Source organism: Pseudomonas frederiksbergensis (assembly GCF_003732275.1).
In the GTDB taxonomy this organism is placed as follows: Bacteria; Pseudomonadota; Gammaproteobacteria; order Pseudomonadales; family Pseudomonadaceae; genus Aquipseudomonas; species Aquipseudomonas frederiksbergensis_H.
In genome coordinates, this window is sequence record NZ_MOBM01000006.1 from 372,730 (window position 1) to 396,478 (window position 23,749).

Sequence of the window (23,749 nt, forward strand, 5' to 3'; positions counted from 1 at the left end):
TCAGGTTTTGCGACGGCTTCGCCGCCGAACGGGGGCAAGCCCCCTCGCCACAGAGGATCAGACGTTGGCAGGGCGCAGGGAGTAGGTTTTCAACTGGTCGGCGAAATCACGCAGGGATTGAATCCCGCTGGCCTCGGCCTCGTGTACCCAATCCTTGATGGCGGCCAGCATATCGTGACCATTTGAGCTGGTCTTGACCCAGATCTGTTGCAAGGCCAGGCGCTTTTCGTAAATTACTTTCAGCGCCTGGCTGTGCTCGAGCATGGTCTGGATGCGCATATGGTGCTTGTCGTCCAGCAGGCTGGTTTCCCGCGACAGCAAACGCTTGGCCCGGTGGAACTGGTGACGGACGGAGTGATCGACCTTTTCCAGCTCTTGCTTGACCAGCGGCGCGATCACCAGCTTGCGGTACTGGGCCATGATCTGGAAGCGGTTGTTAAGGATTGCCATGGCGGTGTCCATGTCCAGGCTGCCTTTGCCTTCGACACGGTGGGCGATCGGCGCGACCCGCTGGACCTTGGCCAGACGCAGGAAGCTGAAGACCTGGATCCAGGCCCAACCGAGGTCGAACTCCCATTTCTTCACCGACAGTTTGGCGGAGTTAGGGTAGGTGTGATGGTTGTTATGCAGTTCTTCGCCGCCGATCAGGATGCCCCAAGGCACCAGATTGGTCGCCGCATCGCGGCATTCGAAGTTGCGGTAGCCGATGGCATGGCCCAGGCCATTGACCACGCCGGCGGCCCACACCGGGATCCACATCATCTGGATGGCCCAGATGGTGATGCCAATGGTGCCGAACAGCAGCAGGTCGATGACGCCCATGATCGCCACGCCCAGCAGCGGGAAGCGGCTGTAGAGGTTGCGCTCGATCCAGTCTTCGGGGCAGTTCTTGCCATAGATGCGCAGGGTCTCGGGGTTTTCCGCTTCGGTGCGGTACAGCTCGGCGCCTTTACGCAGAACGGTGGACAAGCCCTTGATGACCGGGCTGTGCGGGTCATCGACGGTTTCGCATTTGGCGTGATGCTTGCGGTGGATAGCCGTCCACTCGCGAGTGTTCTGTGCCGTGGTCAACCACAGCCAGAAGCGGAAGAAATGTTTCAGGCCGGCATTGAGCTCAAGCGAGCGATGGGCTGAATAACGATGTAGATAAACCGTGACGCCGACGATCGTCACGTGGGTCATCAGCAGGGTGACTGCCACCAGTGACCAGGGCGATAAGCCAAGAAAACCTTCGTACCACATAGCCTATAGGACCCTCGATAAAGAAAAAAACAGCCGTTGCATTATCACTTAGCCCACAGATAAAACCAGTCGCCCTTTCAGATAAGAGTGGCTGGATGTTTCTTTAATCTATAATTCCAGCCTTTTTGTAGGGACATTGGCGCGCTAATGTCAGCCACCTGTCGCGATGCTTTGCGTGCCGCGCCTGCTCTATCTGGTGCTTTCTGTAACCTGGTTCCAGTTTAGTGGTTATTTATTGAACAGGTTCTTCGATAGTTCCATTGACCCGCTGCGCTGGCAACTGATCAACGGTTATGCCTGGGTGGCGTTCAGTACCGGGCTGATCTTCATTGCACGGGCTCGGCAGCTCCTACAAGGGATGGATCGGTGAACCCCTGTAGGAGTTGCCGAAGGCTGCGATCGTTTGAACTTCAAGCTAATAACGTTCCGCAATCCCTTGCGCCATCAAATAATGCATTCTGGTTATATAAACATTCTTAAATAGTCTTTTTAAGAATATCTGCGCCTATCTACTATTGCCCCTACGCCGTAAGCAGTGCCCGCCACTGCCAGGCATATCTCATTAAAGGAGCAGCACCATGAGCGCATCCCTACGTAGTGTTGACGGGCAGGACGAAGCCACCATTTTGCGTGAGATCCAGAGTGCCTTGCGCGATCTGCGCTTTGGTGCGGTGGAAATCACCGTCCATAACGCCCAGGTGGTTCAGATCGAACGCAAAGAGAAATTCCGTTTGCAGAACCCGGGCAACAAACCGAGCTGAAGCGAAAGATTGAAAGATCAAAAGATCGCAGCCTTCGGCAGCTCCTACGGGAGGCTGATGTAGGGCTTTCGAAGGCTGTGATCTTTGAACAGGCAACCCGTTCCAGACCATAAGAAAAAGCCAACACACCAAGAATTCCAGGAGCTTTCACCATGTCGTCGATTCGTCATTTTGCTTTGGCCGCCCTGGCCAGTGCCCTTTTTGCTGGTTCCGCGGTTGCCAAGGATTACGAGCTGCTCAACGTGTCGTACGACCCGACCCGTGAGCTGTACCAGGAGTACAACGCCGAGTTCATCAACTTCTGGAAAAAGGACCACGCTGGCGACAACGTGAAAATCCAGCAGTCCCACGGTGGTTCGGGCAAGCAGGGGCGGGCAGTGATCGACGGTCTGCGGGCCGATGTGGTGACCCTGGCCCTGGCCGGTGACATCGATGAAGTCGCCAAGCTCGGCAAGAGCCTGCCGGTCGACTGGCAGAAGCGTCTGCCGGAAGCGAGCACGCCTTACACCTCGACCATCGTGTTCCTGGTGCGCAAAGGCAACCCGAAAGGCATCAAGGACTGGGGCGACCTGACCAAGAGCGGCGTGGAAGTCATCACCCCGAACCCGAAAACCTCCGGCGGCGCACGCTGGAACTTCCTCGCGGCCTGGGCCTATGGCCTGAAAGCCAGTGGCGGTAACGAAGCCAAGGCCAAAGAGTACGTGCAGACGCTGTTCAAACATGTGCCTGTGCTGGACACCGGTGCTCGCGGGTCGACCATCACCTTCGTCAACAACGGTCAGGGCGACGTGTTGCTGGCCTGGGAAAACGAAGCCTTCCTGGCGTTGAAAGAAGACGGCGGCGCCGACAAATTCGACATCGTCGTGCCTTCGCTGTCGATCCTTGCCGAGCCACCGGTGGCCGTGGTCGACAAGAATGCCGAGAAAAAGGGCAACACCGACATCGCCGAGGCGTACCTCAAACACCTGTACAGCCCGGCCGGCCAGGAAATCGCGGCGAAAAACTTCTATCGTCCACGTGACAAGGACGTGGCCGCCAAGTACGCCAAACAGTTCCCGACACTGGAACTGGTGACCATCGACAAGGACTTCGGTGGCTGGAAAACCGCGCAACCGAAATTCTTCAATGACGGTGGCGTGTTCGACCAGATTTATCAGGCGCAGTAACCTGAAAAGGATCAGTCAATGGACCTGATTCCAGTCAATTAAGGTGCTGAACCTGTGGGAGCGAGCCTGCTCGCGATGACGGCGGTACATTCAGCATCAATGTTGGCTGACCCGCCGCTATCGCGAGCAGGCTCGCTCCCACAGGGGCTGTGGTGTCCAAATCCTTAACTGGCTGGCATTAGCCCCAACAGGCCCCGATTTCACCGTCGGGGCTTAGCGCATTTTCAACCAAGGACTTTTATGTCGCGTCGTATCTCCCCCGTCATACCCGGCTTCGGGCTGACGCTGGGCTACACCTTGGTGTACCTCAGCCTGATTGTGCTCATTCCACTGGCGGCGATGTTCGTGCATGCCGCTCAACTTACCTGGGACCAGTTCTGGGCGATCATCTCGGCGCCACGGGTGCTGGCAGCGCTGAAGCTGAGTTTCGGCACCGCGCTCTATGCCGCAATCATCAACGGCATCATTGGCACGCTGCTGGCCTGGGTGCTGGTGCGCTACACGTTCCCGGGGCGCAAAGTCATCGACGCGATGATCGACCTGCCCTTTGCTTTGCCCACTGCGGTGGCCGGTATCGCGCTGACCGCGCTGTACACCCCCACCGGCCTGGTGGGTCAGTTCGCTGCGGACCTGGGTTTCAAGATCGCCTACACCCCCCTCGGCATCACCCTGGCGCTGACTTTTGTGACACTTCCATTCGTAGTACGTACGGTACAGCCTGTACTGGCCGATATACCCCGTGAAGTGGAAGAGGCGGCGGCTTGCCTCGGGGCGAAACCGTTACAGGTTTTTCGCCATATTCTGGTGCCCGCGCTGCTGCCAGCCTGGTTGACCGGTTTCGCTTTGGCCTTTGCCCGCGGGGTCGGCGAGTACGGTTCGGTGATTTTCATCGCCGGCAACATGCCGATGAAAACCGAGATTTTGCCGCTGCTGATCATGGTCAAACTCGACCAGTACGATTACACCGGCGCCACCTCCATTGGTGTACTGATGTTGGTGGTTTCCTTTGTCCTGTTGCTGCTGATCAACTTGCTGCAGCGGCGCATCGAAACCCCATAAGGAGGCGCGAACATGTCCCAATCGTCTATTGCAGCTGCCTCCTCTAACGCCGCCCGCCGTGGCAGTGCCACGTCGCGGCGAATCCTCATCGGCCTCGGCTGGTTGGTATTTGCGCTGTTTCTGTTATTGCCGTTGTTCATCGTGGTGTCCCAGGGCCTGAAGCTGGGCCTGGGTGCGTTCTTCACCGCGATCTTCGAGCCAGACGCCTTGTCGGCGTTGAAACTCACCGTGATCGCGGTGCTGATTTCGGTGCCGTTGAACCTGGTGTTCGGTGTCAGCGCGGCATGGTGCGTGAGTAAATACTCATTCCGCGGCAAGAGCATGCTGGTGACCCTGATCGACCTGCCGTTCTCGGTGTCGCCGGTGATCGCCGGCCTGGTTTACGTGTTGATGTTCGGCGCCCAGGGGCTGTTCGGCCCGTGGTTGCAGGATCACGACATCCAGATCGTCTTCGCCTTGCCGGGCATCGTGTTGGCGACGATTTTCGTCACCGTGCCGTTCGTGGCCCGTGAGTTGATCCCGCTGATGCAGGAACAAGGCACCCAGGAAGAAGAGGCTGCGCGTCTGCTCGGCGCCAATGGCTGGCAGATGTTCTGGCACGTCACCGTTCCCAATATCAAATGGGGCCTGATCTATGGCGTGGTGCTGTGTACGGCCCGGGCCATGGGTGAATTCGGTGCGGTGTCGGTGGTTTCCGGGCACATTCGCGGGGTGACCAACACCCTGCCGCTGCACGTCGAGATCCTCTACAACGAATACAACCACGTGGCCGCGTTCGCCGTGGCGAGCCTGTTGCTGATCCTGGCGCTCTTCATCCTGCTGCTCAAGCAGTGGAGCGAAAACCGTATTAACCGCCTGCGCGCCAGCGCCGCGGAGGAATAAGTCATGTCGATCGAAGTGCGTAACGTCAGCAAGAACTTCCACGCGTTCAAGGCGCTGGACAACATCAGCCTGGACATTCAAAGCGGCGAGCTGGTGGCGCTGCTGGGGCCGTCCGGCTGCGGCAAGACCACGTTGCTGCGAATCATCGCCGGCCTGGAAACTCCGGATCAGGGCAACATCGTGTTTCATGGTGAAGACGTTTCCGGCCACGACGTGCGTGATCGCAATGTCGGCTTCGTGTTCCAGCACTACGCTCTGTTCCGGCACATGACGGTGTTCGACAACGTCGCATTCGGCCTGCGCATGAAGCCGAAAAACCAGCGTCCGAATGAAAGCCAGATCGCGGTGAAAGTTCACGAACTGCTGAACATGGTGCAGCTGGACTGGTTGGCCGATCGCTACCCGGAACAACTCTCCGGCGGCCAGCGTCAGCGCATCGCGTTGGCCCGTGCCTTGGCGGTGGAGCCGAAAGTTTTGCTGCTCGACGAGCCCTTCGGCGCCCTCGACGCCAAGGTCCGTAAAGAGCTGCGTCGCTGGCTCGCGCGGCTGCACGAAGACATCAACCTGACCTCGGTGTTCGTGACCCACGACCAGGAAGAGGCAATGGAAGTCGCCGACCGTATCGTGGTGATGAACAAGGGTGTGATCGAGCAGATCGGCTCACCGGGCGACGTCTACGAAAATCCGGCCAGCGATTTCGTCTATCACTTCCTCGGCGATTCGAACCGGCTGCATTTGGGCGAAGACCGGCACGTGCTGTTCCGTCCACACGAAGTGTCGCTGTCGCGGCATGAACTGGAAGACCACCACGCGGCCGAAGTGCGGGATATTCGTCCGCTGGGCGCCACCACGCGAGTGACGCTGAAAGTTGAAGGCCAGAGCGAGTTGATCGAAGCGGAAGTGGTGAAGGATCACGACAGCCTGGTTGGATTGGCGAAGGGTGAGACGTTGTTCTTCAAGCCCAAGGTCTGGCAGAAAGTCGCCAACCTTTAAAATCAAAAGCTTCGCGAGCAGGCTCGCTCCCACAGTGATTTGTGTCGTTCACAAATCCCCTGTGGGAGCGAGCCTGCTCGCGATGGCGTCTTATGTTGCAGCGTTTTTCTGACGCAAACGCACACCCCCCACCCGCGCCTCGATCTGCTCTTTCAGCTCATGCCGCATCCCCAGCAAAAACGCCAACTCAACCACCACAAACAACGGCCCGACAATCAACCCCGTCACGTCATCGACAAACGCCGGTTTGCGTCCCTCGTAATGATGGCCGACAAACTGAATCGCCCATCCCACCACAAACATCCCGATGCCGCTCGCCAGCCAGACCAGCGTACTTTGCTGCGCGAGAACCTGACCCGCCCAAATGCACAGACCGAGCAACACGGTCATCAACACCCCAAGACGCACCTCCAGGCGCAGGTAAAACCACGCCGATGCCATCGCGACCAGCATCGCCGGCGAAATCCAGCCTGCGCCCCATTGCGGCCGTGACAGCAACACCGCGACCGCCACTACAATCAGCGGGATACCGATAAAGTGGCTGGCAATATTGCGCGGGTCACGGTGGTAGGCGGCGTATTGACTGAGATGGTCAACGAGGCTTTTCATTGTTATTCCTCCTGTAGGGTGATGGATGATGCCCCGGGCTTCATCTCTCGCTCTGTCAGCCAGGCGACAATCTCCAGGAGTTTTCATGGACATGCAGGTTTGGCGTTCGCGCCTGGATACGGGGCAGTGGTTCAGTCATTTACCTGTTCCTTTACAGGATAGTCTGCTGTCTGCGGCCCGGGTTCGGCGCCTGCCGTCGGGGCAACTGCTATTCAAACGCGGTGATCCGCCGTGCGGGCTGTATGCAGTGCTCGAAGGTTCGGTGCGCATCGGCGCGGTGAGCGAGCAGGGCAAGGAGGCGCTGCTGAGCCTGGTGGAAACGCCGCACTGGTTCGGCGAAATCTGCCTGTTCGATGGCCAGCCGCGAACCCACGATGCCTACGCCGTTGGCCAGTGCATGCTGTTGCACATCCCGCAGGCGACGCTGCTGAAGTTACTCGATCAACAACCGGAGTACTGGCGGCAGCTGGCATTGCTGATGAGCCACAAACTGCGCCTGACCTTCATCAACCTTGAACAACTGAGCCTGATGCCTGCCCCGGCACGCTTGGCCCATCGCTTGCTGATGATCGCCGAGGGTTATGGTGAAATCGACCCGCCGCGCCGTATTCTGCAACTGCCTCAGGAGCAACTGGCGTCGATGCTGTCGCTGTCGCGCCAGACCACCAACCAGCTCCTCAAGGATTTGCAGGGGCAAGGAATTCTGAATCTCAAGTATGGCGAGATCGAAATTCTGGATGCCGAGCGGTTGCGAGCGTTGGCGGTGATTTGAAAAAAGATCGTCCGAACACGACGGCGCACACCTGCAGGAGCTGCCGAAGGCTGCGATCTTTTAAACCGCGACGGTATTGGTGGGCTTTATCCGCGAACGCGCCTAGCCTGTGACGACGACAATCGAGGTGTGCCATGCGTGTGTTGCTAGTGGAAGACGAACCCGAGACCGCCAGTCTCTTGGCCAAAGGCCTGAGCGAAGCGAGTTACGCGGTGGATGTGGCGCTCAATGGCATGGACGGTCGGCGCTTTATCGAATCCGGCGAATACGAACTGATCATCCTCGACGTGATGCTGCCGGGGCTCAACGGCTGGCAGTTGCTGCAGCAGATCCGCAAGCTTGGCGACACGCCGGTGCTGCTCCTCACCACCAAGGACGGCATTGAAGATCGCCTGCGCGGGCTGGAATTGCATGAGGATGATTACCTGCTCAAGCCGTTTGCCGTCAGTGAACTGGTGAAGCGGGTGCGCAAGCTGTTGCGGCGGGATCGGGGGCGCTGAAGGTTTGCGGCGTATGGACTACCGCCTTCGCGAGCAAGCCCGCTCCCACAGTGGACCTGTGTGAATCACAATGTTGTGAACAACCGAAAACCCTGTGGGAGCAGGCTTGCTCGCGAAGAGGCCGGAACAAACAAAACACCTTCCGGATCTGTCACCGCAACCCATCCCGAAACTGCCCCGGCGTCATTCCGGTCCAGCGTTTGAACGCACGACTGAAGCTGCTGGTGTCGGCGAACCCCAGCAGATAACTGATCTCACCCAATGAGCACAGCGGGTCGCGCAGGTGCAGTAGCGCCAGGTTTTCCCGGCTTTCGTTGAGCAGCGTATCGAACCGACAACCTTCGTCCGCCAAGTGCCGTTGCAGGCTGCGTAGACTCAAGTGCAGTGCCTGGGCGATGCAATCCGCCGACGGCTCGCCTTCGGGTAATTGCTCTTCAATGGCGTCGCGAACCTTGCGCTCCCAGGTCAGCGGTTTGAGTTGCGCCAAGGTGCGTTTGAGCACGGTTTCGTTGTGCTCGGCCAGTTCCGGGTTGGCGTCGTCCAGGTGACTCTCGAAGTCCAGCAGAGCGAACTCCAGTCGGTCTTCATCGGCGTTGAAATACACCGGTGAGCGGAACACTTTGTGCCATTGATGCGGGTCGGCAGGTTCCGGACGGCGCAGGTAAACCGCCAGCGGGGCGTAGTCACGGCCCAGGCGATTGCGGCAGGTGCGCACGTAAATCGCCGCGAAGGCATCGATGGCCTCGAAGGCTGGCGCGGGGTTGCCTTGGGGGATTTTCAGTCGGAAGCGGTAGCGATCCTCGGCGCGGATCAACTCCAGATCCAGTGCGTTGCTGACCACTTGGTGATAACGCACGATACGCTCGAAGACTTCCCGCAGGCTGCCGCTGGCCACCAACGCATAACCCAGCGCATGAAACGTGGTAGGGCTGACGAAACGCGACACTCGCAAGCCAATCGCCGGGTCGCCGCTGACCTGCACCGCGATTTGCCACAGGCGCGTGGTAGCGGACAACGGGTAACGGGCGTTCGGGTCGTCCATCAACTGCGGGTCGAGCCCCGCCTGTTGGCACAGGGCGGTGCTGTCGAGCCCCAGCGCATCGAGCTGCTTGCGCAGGGCGCGGGTCCAGCTGGCGAGGGAAGTCGGTTCTGTCATGTTGATTGGCGCGTCCGGTCAACAGGTTGGCGTTCACGGCTACCGCTCTGTAAAGCATCACAGGGCAGGATGCGAACATCAATAACCAGAGGATGGAAGCATGGACGGTACTTCTGCAAGTCCCCAGCGACTGAATGCAGCACAGCGATCAGCGCATATTCGCGAGGTGGTATTGGCCAAAGGCGTCGAACTGCGTCAGCGTTACCCGATTCTCAACCATCAGGACGCCTTGGGCGCGGGCATTCTGGCCTTCGCGTTGGCCGGGATGATCGGTTCGGCAGCGCTGTACATCACCGGGTACATGGCCTGGTGGGTATGCCTGCTACTCAACGCGTTTTTTGCTTCGCTGACCCACGAGCTGGAGCATGACCTGATCCACAGCATGTATTTCCGCAAACAGCGCGTGCCGCACAACCTGATGATGGGCCTGGTCTGGATGGCGCGACCGAGCACCATTAATCCATGGATCCGCCGTCATTTGCACCTCAACCATCACAAGGTGTCCGGCAGCGAAGCCGACATGGAAGAGCGGGCGATCACCAACGGTGAGCCCTGGGGCATCGCGCGGTTGTTGATGGTCGGCGATAACGTGATGTCGGCGTTCATCCGCATGCTGCGGGCCAAGACCCGGGCGCACAAGTTCAGCATCATCAAGCGTTCTTTGAAGGTTTACGCACCGCTGGCACTGGTGCATTGGGGGGCGTGGTACGTGTTTCTCGGTTTTCACGCGGCCAATGGCATTGCGCATCTGTCGGGTGCGCCTATCGAATGGTCGGCGACTACATTGGCGGTGATGCAGGTGATCGACATCGCTGCTGTGGTGATCATCGGCCCCAACGTGTTGCGCACGTTCTGCCTGCACTTTGTCAGCTCGAACATGCACTACTACGGTGACGTGGAGCCGGGCAATGTGATCCAGCAAACCCAGGTGTTGAACCCTTGGTGGATGTGGCCGTTACAGGCGTTCTGCTTCAACTTTGGCAGCAGCCACGGGATCCATCATTTTGTGGTGAAAGAGCCGTTTTACATCCGTCAGATGACCGTCCCGGTGGCGCATAAGGTAATGCGTGAGATGGGCGTGCGGTTCAATGATTTCGGGACGTTCGGGCGGGCGAACCGGTTTGTGCGCAAGGAAACTCTGGCGACGCAGGAGGTGCCTGCCACTCAGGTTTGATAGAGAGGCCCGGAAACTCAGACGCTGGTCATAAATTTGACCCAAAGGAGCGTTACGTTGTGACGCAAGCAGCGATGGCTTGAGTGCATCGCAATGATTGGTATATGCGATTTTGACCTAATAAAGTAATTAAATATTCCTTTATTAGATAACCGTTTCAGCCAATCATCACATCCCAGCGATGTGGTTCGCGCTAACAGATTTTGAGTTTCCGGGGCCGTCTCCTTGGCAGGGTGCGGCCCCTTTTTTATTGCTCGAGTAATCACAAACCCTGTGGGAGCAAGCCTGCTCGCGATGGCGTCATCACATCCAACGGTGACTGATCTACCGCTATCGCGAGCAGGCTCGCTCCCACAGGTGATCGGCTTTATATTCTTTATAGATCTTAATAAATAGCTTCTTATTCCTTAACGAATATAACTCTCCTCCCTATACTCGGTCACGAACAGACACGCAGCAGGAGAGCTCCCCCATGCGCAACGAATCAATTCGCTACCTGATTGTGCCGGGCTGGCAAGGATCGCCAGAAGATCATTGGCAAACCCATTGGCAGAACAGCCTGCCAAACAGTGCGCGGGTGGAGCAGGCCGACTGGCTGACGCCTCGTCGTGAGGACTGGGTCGCGGCACTGGCCGAGGCGATTGCCGCCGACAGCACGCCAGTGATTTTGATCGCCCACAGCCTGGGTTGCATCACCGTCGCCCATTGGGCGGCCACGGCACCGCTGCCATTTTTGCGTCAGGTGCGCGGCGCGTTGCTGGTCGCGCCAGCGGACGTCGAGCGCCCGGCTTGCGCGCCGGCCCTGCGCAACTTCGCACCGATTCCGACCCATTTGCTGCCATTCCCGAGCCAGGTCGTCAGCTCCGACAACGACAGCGCCGTGAGCGCGCCACGAGCCCTGGAGCTGGCACGTCAGTGGGGCGCCGAGGCGGGGATTTTATCGGGTGCCGGGCACATCAATGTGAAGTCCGGTCACCAGCGCTGGGAGCAGGGTTTTGCGTACCTCTATCGTCTGCAAAACCGCATGGAACAGCACGCCCTGCGTCGCGCTTGAACCTTCTATTTTTTCTTTTTTTTAGAATCGGCCCCCGCCGCCCGGCGGTTTTGGGCGGGAGTCTGCCATGAGCTTGCATGAAACATTCGGTCAGCCGCTGCTGACCTTTCCCGATGCGGAAAAAAGCCCGCTGAGCATTCGCGCCAAGGCATTGGTGTTCGTCGATCCGCGTTCCCGGCAGTTGCGCCAGGAGCTGGAACAACTGGCGCCACGTTCGATCTCGGTGTTGATCCGCGGTGAAACCGGCAGCGGTAAAGAATTGCTGGCGCGACACATTCATCGCGCCAGTGACCGTGGTGGATTGTTCGTGTCAGTCAATTGCGGAGCGATCAGCCCGACCTACGCCGATGCTGAACTGTTCGGCTATGCCGCTGGCAGTTACAGCGGTTCAGCCAGCAGTCGCGCTGGGTGGTTTGGTTCGGCCAATGGCGGCACGCTCTATCTGGACGAGATCGGCGACTTGCCACTACCCATCCAGATCAAATTGCTCGCCGCCCTGGAAAACCACGAAGTCACTCGCGTCGGCGCTCAGCAGCCAAGCCCGGTGGACGTACGTCTGGTGGCCGCCACCAGCATCGATCTGGCTCAGGCGGTGGCTGCCGGGAAATTCCATGAGCGGCTTTATCGCTATCTCAGTGAAGGCCAGCTCGAACTGCCGGCCTTGCGTGAAAGGGTGGGCGATATTTTGTCGCTGGCCGAATACTTCCTCGGCATCTACAGCCAACGGCTCGACCTGCCGGTGCCATTGATCAGCGACGCCGCGCAGCATCTGCTGGAGCAGCACAGTTGGCCGGGCAACACCCGGGAGCTGGAGAACGTCATTCACTTTGCGCTGCTGGTGAGTACCGGCGACGAGATTTTGCCGGAGCATTTGAATCTGCCTGAGGCGCCCGTGTCGCTGGTGACGATCGAGCGGCAACTCAAACAGATTCTCGGCAACGGTTCCGCCGCCGAAAAAGATGCCTTGAAAAAACTGCTCAAAGCCACCGGTCTTTTGTAGGAGCTGGCGCAGCCTGCGATCTTTGATCCTGATCTTTGGTGGCTTTGAAATTGCCAAAATCAAAAGATCGCAGCCTTTGGCAGCTCCTGCATCGGGCGTGGCGGTTGCATGAACAAAATGGAATATGAAAGTGAATAAAAGATATTATTCGGGAATAAAAAATCCCGGTATTGTCCGCGTCACGCCAGCGATAGCACATCACTGGCACTCGTACTAATTAGCCGTCGTCGATGATGGCCGCGAATTTCGATAAGGACACTGCATGAAAAAGGTTCTGTTGTTCACCGCATTGGCGGCTGCCCTGACTGCGGGCCTGGCCCAGGCTGGCGGCGGCGACCCCGGTTCCACATGCCGAGATTCTTGAGCTGATCAAGCCAACCCTCGCCAAAGAAGGCGTGGACCTGGAGATCAAAGTCTTCACCGACTACGTTCAGCCGAACGTGCAGGTCGACCAGAAGCGTCTGGACGCCAACTACTTCCAGACCCTGCCGTACCTGAAAAACTTCAACGAAGGCAAAGGCACTAATCTGGTGACCGTGATCGGTGTACACGTCGAACCATTCGGCGGCTACTCGAAGAAAGTCAAAAGCCTGGCTGAGCTGAAAGACGGCGCAACCATCGCCATCCCGAACGAAGGCAGCAACAGCGGCCGTGCCCTGATCCTGTTGCAGAAGGCCGGCCTGATCGAGTTGAAAGACCCGAAAAACGCCGTGGCCACCCCGAAAGACATTGCCAAGAACCCGCACAACTTCAAGTTCAAGGAACTGGAATCGGCCATGCTGCCGCGTGTTCTGGACCAGGTCGACCTGGACATGATCAACACCAACTACGCGCTGGACGCGGGTCTGAACCCGGCTAAAGACGCGCTGGTGATCGAAGGCGCCGATTCGCCTTACGTGAACTTCCTGGTGGCTCGTCCAGACAACAAGGACAGCGTTGCCATCCAGAAACTGGCCAAGGCGTTGACCAGTCCTGAGGTGAAAGCATTCATCGCCAAGAAGTACAGCGGCGCGGTACTGCCGGCGTTCTGATCGACCGCAGTCTCAAACCCCTTCAAGGTTTCAACGCCGACGGCTAATACAGCGTCGGCGTTTTTTATTGCACCAAGATTAAAAGATCGCAGCCTCGTTTCACTCGACAGCTCCTATATTGAAATGCGTATCCCCTGTAGGAGCTGTCGAGTGAAACGAGGCTGCGATCTTTTGCTTTAAGATTTCAGGCCACCCGCGCCTTCAACGCCTTACGCAACGCCATCAGCAATTTCACGATGTCCTGCGGGTCCAGCCGCTGCGGCACTTTTACGTCAGCCATTTTTCTCTTCCTTGTGATGGTTCGACCCGGGGGAGTCTGGCCAAAAGCTGCACGTCCTTGGAGGGGGATTTTGAAAAAAAGATCGTTCCTGCAGCGCAAAGAAAAATCGTCGTCCTCCACTGCCGCCGCAAATTCACAGGATAGTTTTTTGCGTGATATCAATATGCTTTAACGGTATTTAAATTCTTCTTTTTATACCTTTAAAGTCGGTGCCTGCCGGGTGGTTATCCACTGCCCATGGACTGCGCCATCGCCGCTTACCGAGCGGCGTACAGGATGTTCAATGACTTTCGATTACGCGTTTATCCTCAGTACCCTGCCGGCGTTTCTCAAAGCCGTGGGCGTGACGCTGCAAGTCGGCTTTATCGCCATCGGCACTTCGTTGCTGGTGGCGCTGATCAACGCGACGATTCTGGTGTTTCGTACCCCCTACCTTCAACGCCTGGTCGGGCTGTATGTGGAGCTGGCGCGCAACACGCCACTGCTGATTCAGTTGTTCTTCGTCTACTTCGCCTTGCCAGCCCTGGGCATCAAAGTCTCGGGCTTCGCAGCGGCGATCATCACTATGACTTTTCTTGGCGGCGCCTACCTCACCGAAGTGCTGCGCGCCGGCGTGGATGCGGTGCCCCAGGCGCAACTTGAGTCCGGCCGCTCCATCGGCCTGTCCCACGGGCAATTGCTGCGCTACGTGATTCTGCCGCAAGCCGGCATCCTCAGTTTGCCGTCGCTGTTCGCCAATTTCATTTTCCTGCTCAAGGAAACCACCGTGGTCTCGGCGGTGGCGGTGCCGGAGATTCTCTACACCACCAAGAGCTACATCGCGCTCTATTACAAAACCTACGAAATGCTCGCCGTGCTGACGCTGATTTGCGTGCTGCTGTTTTTGCCGTTGTCGCTGCTGCTCAGTCGTCTGGAAAGGAGGCTCCAGCATGGCCAATTCGGGTCTTGAGTTGCTCATGGTGTCGTTGCCACAACTGGGCAAGGGCGCTGCGCAAACCCTGTTGATCTCTTTTCTGAGCATCGCCATCAGCACGGTGGGCGGCGTGCTCTACGGCGTATTGCGCACGCTGAATTCGAAATGGCTGAACGCGCTTCTGCGGGTCTATCTGGAACTGTTCCGGGCAATCCCGGTGCTGGTCTGGCTGTATTTGCTGTTCTTCGGCCTGCCGATTTTTTTCGGCCTGAGCATTCCAAGCTTCTGGTGCGCGGTGCTGGTGTTGTCGCTGTGGGGCGCCAGCGAAGTCGGTGAAGTGGTGCGCGGCGCGTTGCATTCATTGCCGCGCGGACAGCGTGAGGCCGGGTTGTCGATTGGCCTTGATGGCCCGCAACTCTACGGCTACGTGCTGCTGCCTCAAGCGCTGAAACGCATGACGCCGCCGACCATCAACGTCTACACGCGGATCATCAAGACCAGCTCCCTGGCGGTGCTGATCGGGGTGGTGGACGTGATCAAGGTCGGCCAGCAGATCATCGAACGCACCTACGAATCAGTGCTGATTTACGGCGCGCTGTTTCTGTTTTTCTTTTTCATCTGCTACCCGCTGTCAGCCGCTTCCCGCGTGCTGGAGCGGCGCTGGACGCAAGCATGAGCGCATTGATCGAGTTCAAGGGTTTCAACAAGTTTTTCGGCGAGCAGCAGGTGCTCGACGGCATCGACCTGAAGGTGAAACCGGGCGAAGTGATCGTCATCCTCGGGCCCAGCGGCTGTGGCAAAAGCACCTTGCTGCGTTGCCTCAACGGCCTGGAAGTGGCTCACAGCGGCAGCTTGAATTTTGCCGGGCGGGAGTTGCTGGACAAGGGCACTGACTGGCGCGAAGTGCGTCAGCAGATCGGCATGGTGTTCCAGAGCTATCACCTGTTCCCGCACATGAGCGTGCTCGACAATCTCTTGCTCGGTCCGCTCAAGGTGCAGAAACGCGAACGCCGTGAAGCCCGCGCGCAGGCTGAGGCGCTGCTTGAGCGTGTCGGTCTGCTGGACAAGCGCGATGCCTTCCCGCGCCAGCTCTCCGGCGGCCAGCAACAACGCATCGCCATCCTCCGTTCGCTGTGCATGAACCCCAAGGTCATGCTCTTCGACGAAGTCACCGCCGCCCTCGATCCGGAGATGGTCAAGGAAGTGCTCGAGGTGATTCAGGGCCTGGCCCGTGAAGGCATGACACTGCTGATCGTCACCCACGAAATGGCCTTCGCCCGCGCCGTGGCCGACCGCATTGTGTTCATGGATGCCGGGCGCATCCTTGAGCAAAACCCACCCGAGATTTTCTTTACGAACCCGCAAACCGCACGAGCGCAGCAGTTCCTGGAGAAGTTCTCCTACGTCGCCGCACCACCCAAAACGACTCAAACAAAGGAATTGGAACTGCCATGAAAACTGCCAAGTCTTCTCTGCTGCTACTCCCGCTGTTCGGCCTGGCGCTGCTCGCCGGCTGTAACAAAACCGAAGAACCGACGAAGCCGAAAGTCGCAAGCGTCAGCACCGCACCGGCCGGGTACCTGGAAAAAGTCAAAGCCCGGGACAAGCTGATCGTTGGCGTCTTCACCGATAAACCGCCGTTCGGTTTTGTCGATGAGGCCGGGCGCTACGTGGGGTTCGATACTGATATCGGTCGTCAATTCGCCAAGGATCTGTTGGGCGATGAGAACAAAGTGGAGTTCGTTGCGGTGGAGCCGGCGAGCCGGATTCCGTTCCTGCAGAGCGACAAGGTCGACCTGATTCTGGCCAACATGACCGTTACCCCGGAGCGTAAGGAAGCCGTGGACTTCACCAATCCGAACCTCAAGGTTGCGGTGCAGGCACTGGTGCCGCAGGCGAGTTCGGTAAAGAACCTAGATGACCTGGCGACCCGCACCACTATCGTGACCACAGGCACCACGGCGGATATCTGGCTGACCAAGAATCATCCGGACTGGAAACTGCTGAAGTTCGAGAAAAACTCCGAGTCTTTGCAAGCCCTGGCCAATGGTCGCGGCGACGCTTATGCGCAGGACAATCTGGTGCTGTTCAGCTGGGCCAAGCAGAACCCGGGCTACCGCGTGCTGGAGGAAAAGCTCGGGGCCGAAGCACCGATCGCGCCGGCGGTGAAGAAGGGCAATATCGAACTGCGTGATTGGGTGAATGTGGAGTTGGCGAAGTTGGGCGAGGAGAAGTTTTTGCTCAAGCTGTACGACCAGTATGTGCGTAAAGAATTGAGCGATGACACCAAGCCTGAGAGCGTGATTGTCGAGGGTGGGAAGTGGCAGGGGTGAGTCTCTGAGCTATGCGGTGACTTTCCGATCGCCATCGCGAGCAGGCTCGCTCCCACAGGGGGATCTTCGATGAACACAACTTTTGTGTCAGTCGCCGATCCAGTGTGGGAGCGAGCCTGCTCGCGATTCGGTTGTTCAAGCGCCGATCAATCCGGCCAATACCACGCCGGCTCATCCAGCATCCGCTGCCCGACCATTCCGGTCTGGCCGAAATTCTTTTCCAGCACAATGCAATTGCATTCCGGGTCTTGCTGCAACGCCGAGATCAAGCGTCGCGCATGGGACACCACCCACACCTGACACTGCTCGGATGCTCGAATAATCAATCGCGCCAACGCCGGCAACAGGTCCGGATGCAGACTGGTTTCCGGCTCGTTCAACACCATCAACGTCGGTGGTCGAGGAGTCAGCAATGCCGCGACCAGCAGCAGATAGCGCAACGTTCCATCCGACAACTCGGCGGCGGATAACGGTCGCAACAACCCTTCCTGATAAAACTCGATCGCAAACCGTCCGCCCTGCAATGGCGCGATGTTCAGTCGCGCGCCGGGAAAGGCATCGCTGATAGCCACCTGCAAGGCTTCGGAATCACCGATTTCGATGATGGTCTGCAAGGCTGCCGCCAGGTCGCGACCATCGTGGTGCAGCACCGGTGTGCGGGTGCCCAGTTGCGGTTGGCGAACCGGTGCGTCGGCGTCGCTGCGAAAGTGATCGTAGAAACGCCAGCGGCGGATGAACTCACGTAATTCCAGAACCTCCGGTGAAGAACGCAAACTGCCGACCTGATCGAACAGACTGTCGAAATTCGGCGTGTGCTGAGCCAGTACATCCCAGCTGCGATTGGCTCGGGCACGGATCATCGGGCCGTCGCGATCCACCAGCAGGCTGGCCGGCCGATAAATCGGCCCGGCCCAGACGCATTCACGCTTGATTTGCGGGTCGAGGTTGAAGCGTGACGGAATAGGTGAACTGTGTTCGGGCAGCATGAAGTGGCCGTTGGAATCGGGCAGCCCGAGGCTGATCGAATAGCTGAAATCCTCACCGGCAAACCCCAGGCGCAGGCGTTTGACGCCGTGTCTCACCGTAGCCTCGACCGGGACTTCACCATTGCGCATTCGTCGGCTGATATTTTCAGGCCCGGCCCAGAACGTCGAATCCAGCCCGCCCTCGCGGGCCAATGCATTGACCACGCCACCCTGAGCGGTTTCCGCCAGCAGGCGCAAGGCGCGGTAGAGATTGGACTTGCCGCTGCCGTTGGGGCCGGTGATCAGGTTCAACCGGCCAAGTGGAATCACCAATTTATTGATCGAACGGTAATTGGCCACCGCGAGGGTTTTGAGCATGGAAAACGTTCTCTAAGGCCCCAAATCGGCATCAGGATAACCGCGTTGGCGAATTTACGTTGTAGGAGCTGCCGAAGGCTGCGATCTTTTGACTTTAGCGGTCGTGATATCGCCGGAAGATCAAAAGATCGCAGCCTTCGGCAGCTCCTACAGGGAAATGGTTATCTGCGCGGGCGAAGGTGGAACCCTGTTCTAAGCTCACAGTCGTATCGTCACTGGCACGTTCGTACAACGCAAAGGAGTTTGCATGGCGGGTCCCGGATTGAAAGTAATGGTTGGCCTGAGCCTCATCGCTTTGCTGACCGCCTGTGGCGATAAGAAGCCCGTCGAGAAGGACCGCCCACGAGTCTTCGTGCAAGAGGTCAAACCATCGGATTACGCCGCCGCGGTGACACTCACCGGCGACGTCCAGGCGCGAGTTCAAACCGAATTGTCGTTCCGCGTGGGCGGCAAGATCATCCAGCGTATGGTCGATGTCGGTGACCGGGTTTCGGCCAAACAAGTGCTGGCCAAACTCGACCCGAAAGATCTGCAAACCAATGTCGACTCGGCCCAGGCTCAGGTCGTTGCCGAACAGGCCCGGGTCAAACAAACCGCCGCGGCCTTCGTTCGCCAACAAAAACTCCTGCCCAAGGGCTACACCAGCCAGAGCGAATACGATTCCGCCCAAGCCGCCTTGCGCAGCAGCCAGAGCGCATTGACCGCTGCTCAGGCGCAGTTGGCCAACGCCCGTGATCAACTGAGCTATACCGCGTTGATTGCCGATGCGCCGGGGGTGATTACCGCGCGCCAGGCCGAAGTCGGCCAAGTGGTGCAAGCCACGGTGCCGATTTTCAGCCTGGCCCGGGATGGTGAGCGTGACGCGGTGTTCAACGTTTATGAATCGCTGCTGGCCGAGCCGCCGTCGGATAGATCGATTGTGGTCAGCCTGCTCGACAACCCGAAGATCAAGACCACGGGCACCGTTCGGGAAGTCACGCCGGCAGTGTCCGCGCAGACCGGCACGGTGCAAGTCAAAGTCACCCTGGACAGTCTTCCCGAGGGCATGCAACTCGGGTCGGTGGTGAGCGCCACCGCCAAGCCAGTCGGCAAAACCGCAGTGGAGCTGCCTTGGTCGGCCCTGACCAAAAACCTCAGTGACCCGGCCGTGTGGCTGGTGGACGCCGAAGGCAAGGCGCAGCTGCACACGGTCACCGTCGGCCGTTACCTGACCGGCAAAGTCATTGTCAGCGCTGGCCTCAACGGTGGCGAAAAAGTCGTCACCGCAGGCGGCCAGTTACTGCATCCAGGCGTGAAGGTGGAGATCGTCGAAAACACCTATAAGACGCCAATGACAGGAGCCCAGCCATGAAGCGCCTGTTGCTGTTGTCCGCCGCTGCACTACTGGTTGCCTGTTCCAAGAGGGAAGCGCCACCAGAACCGGTTCGGCCGGTACTGTCCGTGGAGGTGAAAGCGCTCAATCAAGAAGACCTCGGCCGGTTTGCCGGCAGTATTCAGGCCCGTTACGAAAGCAACATCGGTTTCCGGGTGCCGGGGCGTATCGCCAGCCGTAATGTCGATGTCGGCGCCGAAGTCCAGAAGGGCGCCTTGCTCGCCACGCTCGACCCCACCGATCAGCAGAACCAGTTGCGCTCGGCTCAGGGTGATCTGGCGCGGGTTCAGGCGCAGCTCATCAATGCCCAGGCCAACGCCCGGCGTCAGCAGGAACTGTTCAATCGCGGGGTTGGCGCGCAGGCGCAACTGGACATCGCCCAGACCGATCTGAAAACCACCCAGGCCTCCCTCGATCAAGCCAGGGCCGCAGTCGATCAGGCGAAAGACCAACTCAACTACGTCGAACTGCGCACCGATCACAAAGCCATTGTCACCGCGTGGAATGCTGAAGCCGGGCAAGTGGTCACAGCCGGCCAGCAAGTGGTGACCCTGGCGCAGCCGGACATCAAGGAAGCGGTGATCGATTTGCCCGACACCCTGGTCGATCAATTGCCATCCGACGTGGTGTTCCAGGTTGCCTCACAACTGGACCCGAGCATCACCAGCACTGCCATCGTGCGTGAAATCGAACCCCAGGCCCAAAGCGCCACCCGTACCCGTCGCGCCCGTCTGAGCCTGACCGATACGCCGCCGGGCTTTCGCCTCGGCACGGCGATCAGCGTGACCCTCAGCTCCGCGATCAAGCCGCGCCTCGAACTGCCGGTGAGCGCGCTGCAGGAGGTCGACGGCAAACTGCGGATCTGGGTCGTCGATCCGCAGACGCAAACCGTTTCCCCACGGGACGTCAGCCTGATCAGCCGGACCGATGACACAGTGGTCCTGGCCAACGGCGTGAAGTCCGGCGAGCGGGTGGTCAGTGCCGGTGTGAACAGCCTCAAGCCGGGGCAGAAAGTGAAAATCGACGAGGACAGCCCGCAATGAAAGGGAGTTTCAACTTATCCGAATGGGCCCTCAAGCATCAGTCGTTTGTCTGGTATTTGATGTTCGTCGCGCTGCTGATGGGCGTGTTCTCGTACCTGAACCTGGGCCGCGAAGAAGACCCGTCGTTCACCATCAAAACCATGGTGATCCAGACCCGCTGGCCCGGCGCGACCCAGGAAGAAACCCTCAAGCAGGTCACTGACCGGATCGAGAAAAAACTCGAAGAACTCGACTCGCTCGATTACGTGAAAAGCTACACGCGCCCCGGCGAATCGACGGTCTTCGTTAACCTGCTCGACACCACCAGCGCCAAGGACATCCCGCAGATCTGGTACCAGGTGCGCAAGAAGATCAACGACATTCGCGGTGACTTCCCGCAGGGCCTGCAAGGGCCGGGTTTCAACGATGAGTTCGGCGACGTGTTCGGTTCGGTGTATGCCTTTACCGCCGACGGCTTGTCGATGCGTCAGCTGCGCGATTACGTGGAACAGGTGCGTGCCGAAATCCGTGAAGTCCCGGGGTTGGGCAAGGTCGAGATGGTCGGCGAGCAGGATGAAGTCCTTTACCTGAACTTCTCCACCCGCAAACTCGCCGCGCTCGGCATCGATCAGCGCCAAGTGGTGCAGAGCCTGCAATCACAGAACGCCGTGACCCCGGCCGGGGTGATCGAGGCCGGTCCGGAGCGGATTTCGGTTCGGACCTCGGGGCAGTTTGCCTCCGAGAAAGACCTGGCCAACGTCAACCTGAAGCTCAACGACCGTTTCTACCGACTGGCCGACATCGCCAACATCAGGCGTGGCTACGTCGATCCGTCGACCCCGGAGTTTCGCTTCAACGGTCAGCCAGCCATCGGCCTGGCGATTGCCATGAAAAAGGGCGGCAACATTCAGGACTTCGGCAAGGCGCTGCACCTGCGCATGGATGAGCTGACGGCAGACCTGCCGGTGGGCGTCGGTGTACATACCGTTTCCGACCAGGCTGTAGTGGTGGAGGAAGCCGTCGGCGGCTTCACCAGTGCGTTGTTCGAAGCGGTGGTGATCGTGCTGATCGTCAGCTTCATCAGTCTGGGTGTTCGCGCCGGGCTGGTGGTGGCGTGTTCGATTCCGTTGGTGCTGGCGATGGTCTTTCTCTTCATGGAATACAGCGGCATCACCATGCAGCGGATTTCCCTCGGTGCGCTGATCATCGCCCTCGGCCTGCTGGTGGACGACGCGATGATCACGGTGGAGATGATGGTCACGCGCCTGGAAATGGGTGAAACCAAAGAGCAGGCGGCGACCTTCGCCTACACCTCTACCGCATTCCCGATGCTCACCGGCACGCTAGTCACCGTGGCCGGTTTCGTGCCAATTGGTTTGAACGCAAGCTCCGCCGGTGAGTACACCTTCACGCTGTTCGCGGTGATCGCGGTGGCCATGCTGGTGTCATGGATCGTCGCCGTACTGTTCGCCCCGGTACTCGGCGTGCATATTCTGAGCGCCAAGGTGAAACCTCATGACGCAGAGCCAGGGCGCATCGGTCGGGCGTTCAATGGCGGCCTGCTCTGGGCCATGCGCAATCGCTGGTGGGCGATTGGCATCACTGTGGCGCTGTTTGTGCTCTCGGTGTTTTCCATGCAGTTCGTGCAGAGCCAGTTCTTCCCGTCCTCGGACCGCCCGGAAATTCTCGTCGACCTGAACCTGCCGCAAAACGCTTCGATCGCCGAAACTCGCATGGTCGTGGATAAGCTCGAAGCGACGTTCAAGAACGATCCGGACATCGTGCGCTGGAGCACTTACATCGGCGAGGGGGCGATCCGTTTCTATCTGCCCCTCGACCAGCAATTGCAGAACCCGTACTACGCGCAACTGGTGATCGTCAGCAAAGGCCTGGAGTCACGCACGGCCCTGACGGCCCGTCTGCAAAAGCGCCTGCGTGAAGAGTTCGTCGGTGTCGGCAGTTACGTCCAGGCCCTGGAAATGGGCCCGCCGGTGGGCCGGCCGATTCAGTACCGGGTCAGTGGCAAGGACATCGATCAGGTGCGCAAACACGCTATCGCCCTGGCCACCGAACTGGATAAGAACTCGCACATCGGCGAAATCATTTACGACTGGAACGAGCCGGGCAAAGTGCTGCGCATCGACATCGCCCAGGACAAGGCGCGGCAATTGGGGCTGTCATCTGAAGACGTGGCGAACCTGATGAACAGCATCGTCGTCGGCTCGCCAGTGACGCAGGTCGATGACGATATCTACCTGATCGACGTGGTCGGTCGCGCTGAAGATGCCGAGCGCGGCAGTCCGGAAACGCTGCAGAACTTGCAGATCGTCACCCCCGGCGGCACTTCGATTCCGCTGCTGGCGTTTGCCACCATGCGGTATGAACTCGAACAGCCGCTGGTGTGGCGTCGCGATCGCAAACCGACCATCACCATCAAGGCCGCGGTGCGCGACGAGATTCAGCCGACCGACCTGGTGAAACAGCTGCAACCGGACATCGACAAATTCGCCGCCGGTTTGCCGGTAGGCTACAAAGTCGCCACCGGCGGTACGGTGGAAGAGAGTGGCAAGGCCCAGGGGCCGATTGCCAAGGTCGTGCCGTTGATGCTGTTTTTGATGGCGACCTTCCTGATGATCCAGTTGCACAGCGTGCAGAAGCTGTTCCTGGTGGCCAGCGTCGCGCCGCTCGGGTTGATCGGCGTGGTGCTGGCGTTGATCCCGACCGGCACGCCGATGGGCTTCGTGGCGATCCTCGGGATTCTGGCGCTGATCGGCATCATCATCCGCAACTCGGTGATTCTGGTGACCCAGATCGACTCTTTCGAGAAGAGCGGCTACACGCCATGGGACGCGGTGGTGCAGGCCACGGAACATCGTCGCCGACCGATTTTGTTGACGGCGGCGGCAGCGAGCCTGGGGATGATCCCGATTGCCCGGGAAGTGTTCTGGGGGCCGATGGCCTACGCGATGATTGGCGGGATCATCATCGCGACTTTGCTGACACTGCTGTTTTTGCCGGCGCTGTATGTGGCCTGGTACAAGGTTCGCGAGCCGAAGAAAGAAGTGCAGTAGCGAGCGCTGCGCGCTC

General features: G+C 59.0%; 21 protein-coding genes and 2 pseudogenes. 19 read left to right on the forward strand and 4 right to left on the reverse strand.

From position 1 onward, the window contains the following. Window positions 1-57: 57 nt before the first annotated feature. Window positions 58-1,242 (reverse strand): delta-9 fatty acid desaturase DesA, encoded by a 1,185-nt coding sequence (gene desA / locus BK662_RS05480; RefSeq protein ID WP_123357242.1) that lies wholly within the window; start codon window positions 1,240-1,242, stop codon window positions 58-60. A gap of 147 nt (window positions 1,243-1,389) precedes the next feature. Here desA and BK662_RS05485 point away from each other — a divergent pair. From BK662_RS05485 to BK662_RS05510, 6 genes and pseudogenes are all read left to right on the forward strand, one after another. Continuing rightward, window positions 1,390-1,585 (forward strand): annotated as a pseudogene (locus BK662_RS05485) (GGDEF domain-containing protein); the annotation flags it as partial. Between the two features lie 235 nt (window positions 1,586-1,820). Further along, window positions 1,821-2,003 carry a sulfur starvation response protein OscA gene (oscA, locus tag BK662_RS05490; protein WP_007941032.1) on the forward strand — a complete coding sequence of 61 codons (183 nt, stop codon included), beginning with the start codon at window positions 1,821-1,823 and terminating at the stop codon, window positions 2,001-2,003. 152 nt (window positions 2,004-2,155) lie between these two features. Then, window positions 2,156-3,169, forward strand: a complete 1,014-nt coding sequence (locus BK662_RS05495; protein WP_123357243.1) for a sulfate ABC transporter substrate-binding protein — start codon at window positions 2,156-2,158, stop codon at window positions 3,167-3,169. Window positions 3,170-3,409: 240 nt separating this feature from the next. Then, window positions 3,410-4,228, forward strand: a complete 819-nt coding sequence (gene cysT / locus BK662_RS05500) for a sulfate ABC transporter permease subunit CysT (protein WP_033058556.1) — start codon at window positions 3,410-3,412, stop codon at window positions 4,226-4,228. Between the two features lie 12 nt (window positions 4,229-4,240). Beyond that, the gene (gene cysW, locus BK662_RS05505) at window positions 4,241-5,110 is read left to right on the forward strand and encodes a sulfate ABC transporter permease subunit CysW (RefSeq protein ID WP_052962920.1); all 870 of its coding nucleotides are present in this window, start codon (window positions 4,241-4,243) and stop codon (window positions 5,108-5,110) included. 3 nt (window positions 5,111-5,113) lie between these two features. Beyond that, window positions 5,114-6,103 (forward strand): sulfate/molybdate ABC transporter ATP-binding protein, encoded by a 990-nt coding sequence (locus tag BK662_RS05510; RefSeq protein WP_123357244.1) that lies wholly within the window; start codon window positions 5,114-5,116, stop codon window positions 6,101-6,103. Between the two features lie 90 nt (window positions 6,104-6,193). Here the strand turns inward: BK662_RS05510 and BK662_RS05515 are convergent, their stop codons facing one another. Continuing rightward, a complete protein-coding gene (locus tag BK662_RS05515) occupies window positions 6,194-6,712 on the reverse strand; it encodes an Mpo1 family 2-hydroxy fatty acid dioxygenase (RefSeq protein WP_123357245.1) in 519 nt (172 codons plus the stop codon). An 85-nt stretch (window positions 6,713-6,797) separates the two neighbouring features. Between BK662_RS05515 and BK662_RS05520 the strand changes: the two genes are divergently transcribed. Then, window positions 6,798-7,484: a Crp/Fnr family transcriptional regulator gene (locus BK662_RS05520; protein WP_123357246.1), complete on the forward strand. Its 687-nt coding sequence runs from the start codon at window positions 6,798-6,800 to the stop codon at window positions 7,482-7,484. A gap of 134 nt (window positions 7,485-7,618) precedes the next feature. Then, on the forward strand, window positions 7,619-7,984 hold the full coding sequence (locus tag BK662_RS05525) for a response regulator (RefSeq protein WP_030131593.1): 366 nt from the start codon (window positions 7,619-7,621) through the stop codon (window positions 7,982-7,984). A gap of 151 nt (window positions 7,985-8,135) precedes the next feature. On the opposite strand, the gene BK662_RS05530 is transcribed toward BK662_RS05525, so the two are convergent. Beyond that, on the reverse strand, window positions 8,136-9,140 hold the full coding sequence (locus BK662_RS05530) for an AraC family transcriptional regulator (RefSeq protein WP_123357247.1): 1,005 nt from the start codon (window positions 9,138-9,140) through the stop codon (window positions 8,136-8,138). Window positions 9,141-9,240: 100 nt separating this feature from the next. On the opposite strand from BK662_RS05530, the gene BK662_RS05535 reads away from it, so the two are divergent. The 8 genes and pseudogenes from BK662_RS05535 to BK662_RS05570 all read left to right on the forward strand — a co-directional run bounded on the left by BK662_RS05535 (window position 9,241) and on the right by BK662_RS05570 (window position 16,925). Next, window positions 9,241-10,314 carry a fatty acid desaturase gene (locus BK662_RS05535; RefSeq protein ID WP_123357248.1) on the forward strand — a complete coding sequence of 358 codons (1,074 nt, stop codon included), beginning with the start codon at window positions 9,241-9,243 and terminating at the stop codon, window positions 10,312-10,314. Between the two features lie 472 nt (window positions 10,315-10,786). Continuing rightward, window positions 10,787-11,368: an alpha/beta hydrolase gene (locus BK662_RS05540; RefSeq protein WP_030131588.1), complete on the forward strand. Its 582-nt coding sequence runs from the start codon at window positions 10,787-10,789 to the stop codon at window positions 11,366-11,368. Between the two features lie 67 nt (window positions 11,369-11,435). Beyond that, window positions 11,436-12,368 carry a sigma 54-interacting transcriptional regulator gene (locus BK662_RS05545; protein WP_123357249.1) on the forward strand — a complete coding sequence of 311 codons (933 nt, stop codon included), beginning with the start codon at window positions 11,436-11,438 and terminating at the stop codon, window positions 12,366-12,368. A gap of 262 nt (window positions 12,369-12,630) precedes the next feature. Continuing rightward, window positions 12,631-13,399, forward strand: a pseudogene (locus BK662_RS05550) (MetQ/NlpA family ABC transporter substrate-binding protein). A gap of 563 nt (window positions 13,400-13,962) precedes the next feature. Further along, window positions 13,963-14,628: an amino acid ABC transporter permease gene (locus tag BK662_RS05555; RefSeq protein WP_007941049.1), complete on the forward strand. Its 666-nt coding sequence runs from the start codon at window positions 13,963-13,965 to the stop codon at window positions 14,626-14,628. Beyond that, window positions 14,609-15,268: an amino acid ABC transporter permease gene (locus BK662_RS05560; RefSeq protein ID WP_123357250.1), complete on the forward strand. Its 660-nt coding sequence runs from the start codon at window positions 14,609-14,611 to the stop codon at window positions 15,266-15,268. Before BK662_RS05555 ends, BK662_RS05560 begins: the two co-directional genes overlap by 20 nt. After that, entirely contained in the window at window positions 15,265-16,047 is a 783-nt protein-coding gene (locus BK662_RS05565; RefSeq protein ID WP_123357251.1) for an amino acid ABC transporter ATP-binding protein, read from the forward strand. The genes BK662_RS05560 and BK662_RS05565 overlap by 4 nt, the downstream gene beginning before the upstream one ends. Next, the gene (locus BK662_RS05570; RefSeq protein ID WP_123357252.1) at window positions 16,044-16,925 is read left to right on the forward strand and encodes a transporter substrate-binding domain-containing protein; all 882 of its coding nucleotides are present in this window, start codon (window positions 16,044-16,046) and stop codon (window positions 16,923-16,925) included. The genes BK662_RS05565 and BK662_RS05570 overlap by 4 nt, the downstream gene beginning before the upstream one ends. Window positions 16,926-17,071: 146 nt before the next feature. Here the strand turns inward: BK662_RS05570 and BK662_RS05575 are convergent, their stop codons facing one another. Beyond that, a complete protein-coding gene (locus tag BK662_RS05575) occupies window positions 17,072-18,268 on the reverse strand; it encodes an AAA family ATPase (protein ID WP_123357253.1) in 1,197 nt (398 codons plus the stop codon). Between the two features lie 247 nt (window positions 18,269-18,515). Between BK662_RS05575 and BK662_RS05580 the strand changes: the two genes are divergently transcribed. Genes BK662_RS05580 through BK662_RS05590 form a run of 3 tightly spaced genes read left to right on the forward strand, consistent with a single transcriptional unit; the run spans window position 18,516 to window position 23,733 of the window. After that, window positions 18,516-19,619 carry an efflux RND transporter periplasmic adaptor subunit gene (locus BK662_RS05580; RefSeq protein ID WP_123357254.1) on the forward strand — a complete coding sequence of 368 codons (1,104 nt, stop codon included), beginning with the start codon at window positions 18,516-18,518 and terminating at the stop codon, window positions 19,617-19,619. Further along, window positions 19,616-20,683, forward strand: coding sequence for an efflux RND transporter periplasmic adaptor subunit (locus BK662_RS05585; RefSeq protein ID WP_123357255.1), 1,068 nt, complete (start codon window positions 19,616-19,618; stop codon window positions 20,681-20,683). Before BK662_RS05580 ends, BK662_RS05585 begins: the two co-directional genes overlap by 4 nt. Next, window positions 20,680-23,733 (forward strand): efflux RND transporter permease subunit, encoded by a 3,054-nt coding sequence (locus tag BK662_RS05590; RefSeq protein ID WP_123357256.1) that lies wholly within the window; start codon window positions 20,680-20,682, stop codon window positions 23,731-23,733. The genes BK662_RS05585 and BK662_RS05590 overlap by 4 nt, the downstream gene beginning before the upstream one ends. Window positions 23,734-23,749: the final 16 nt, after the last annotated feature.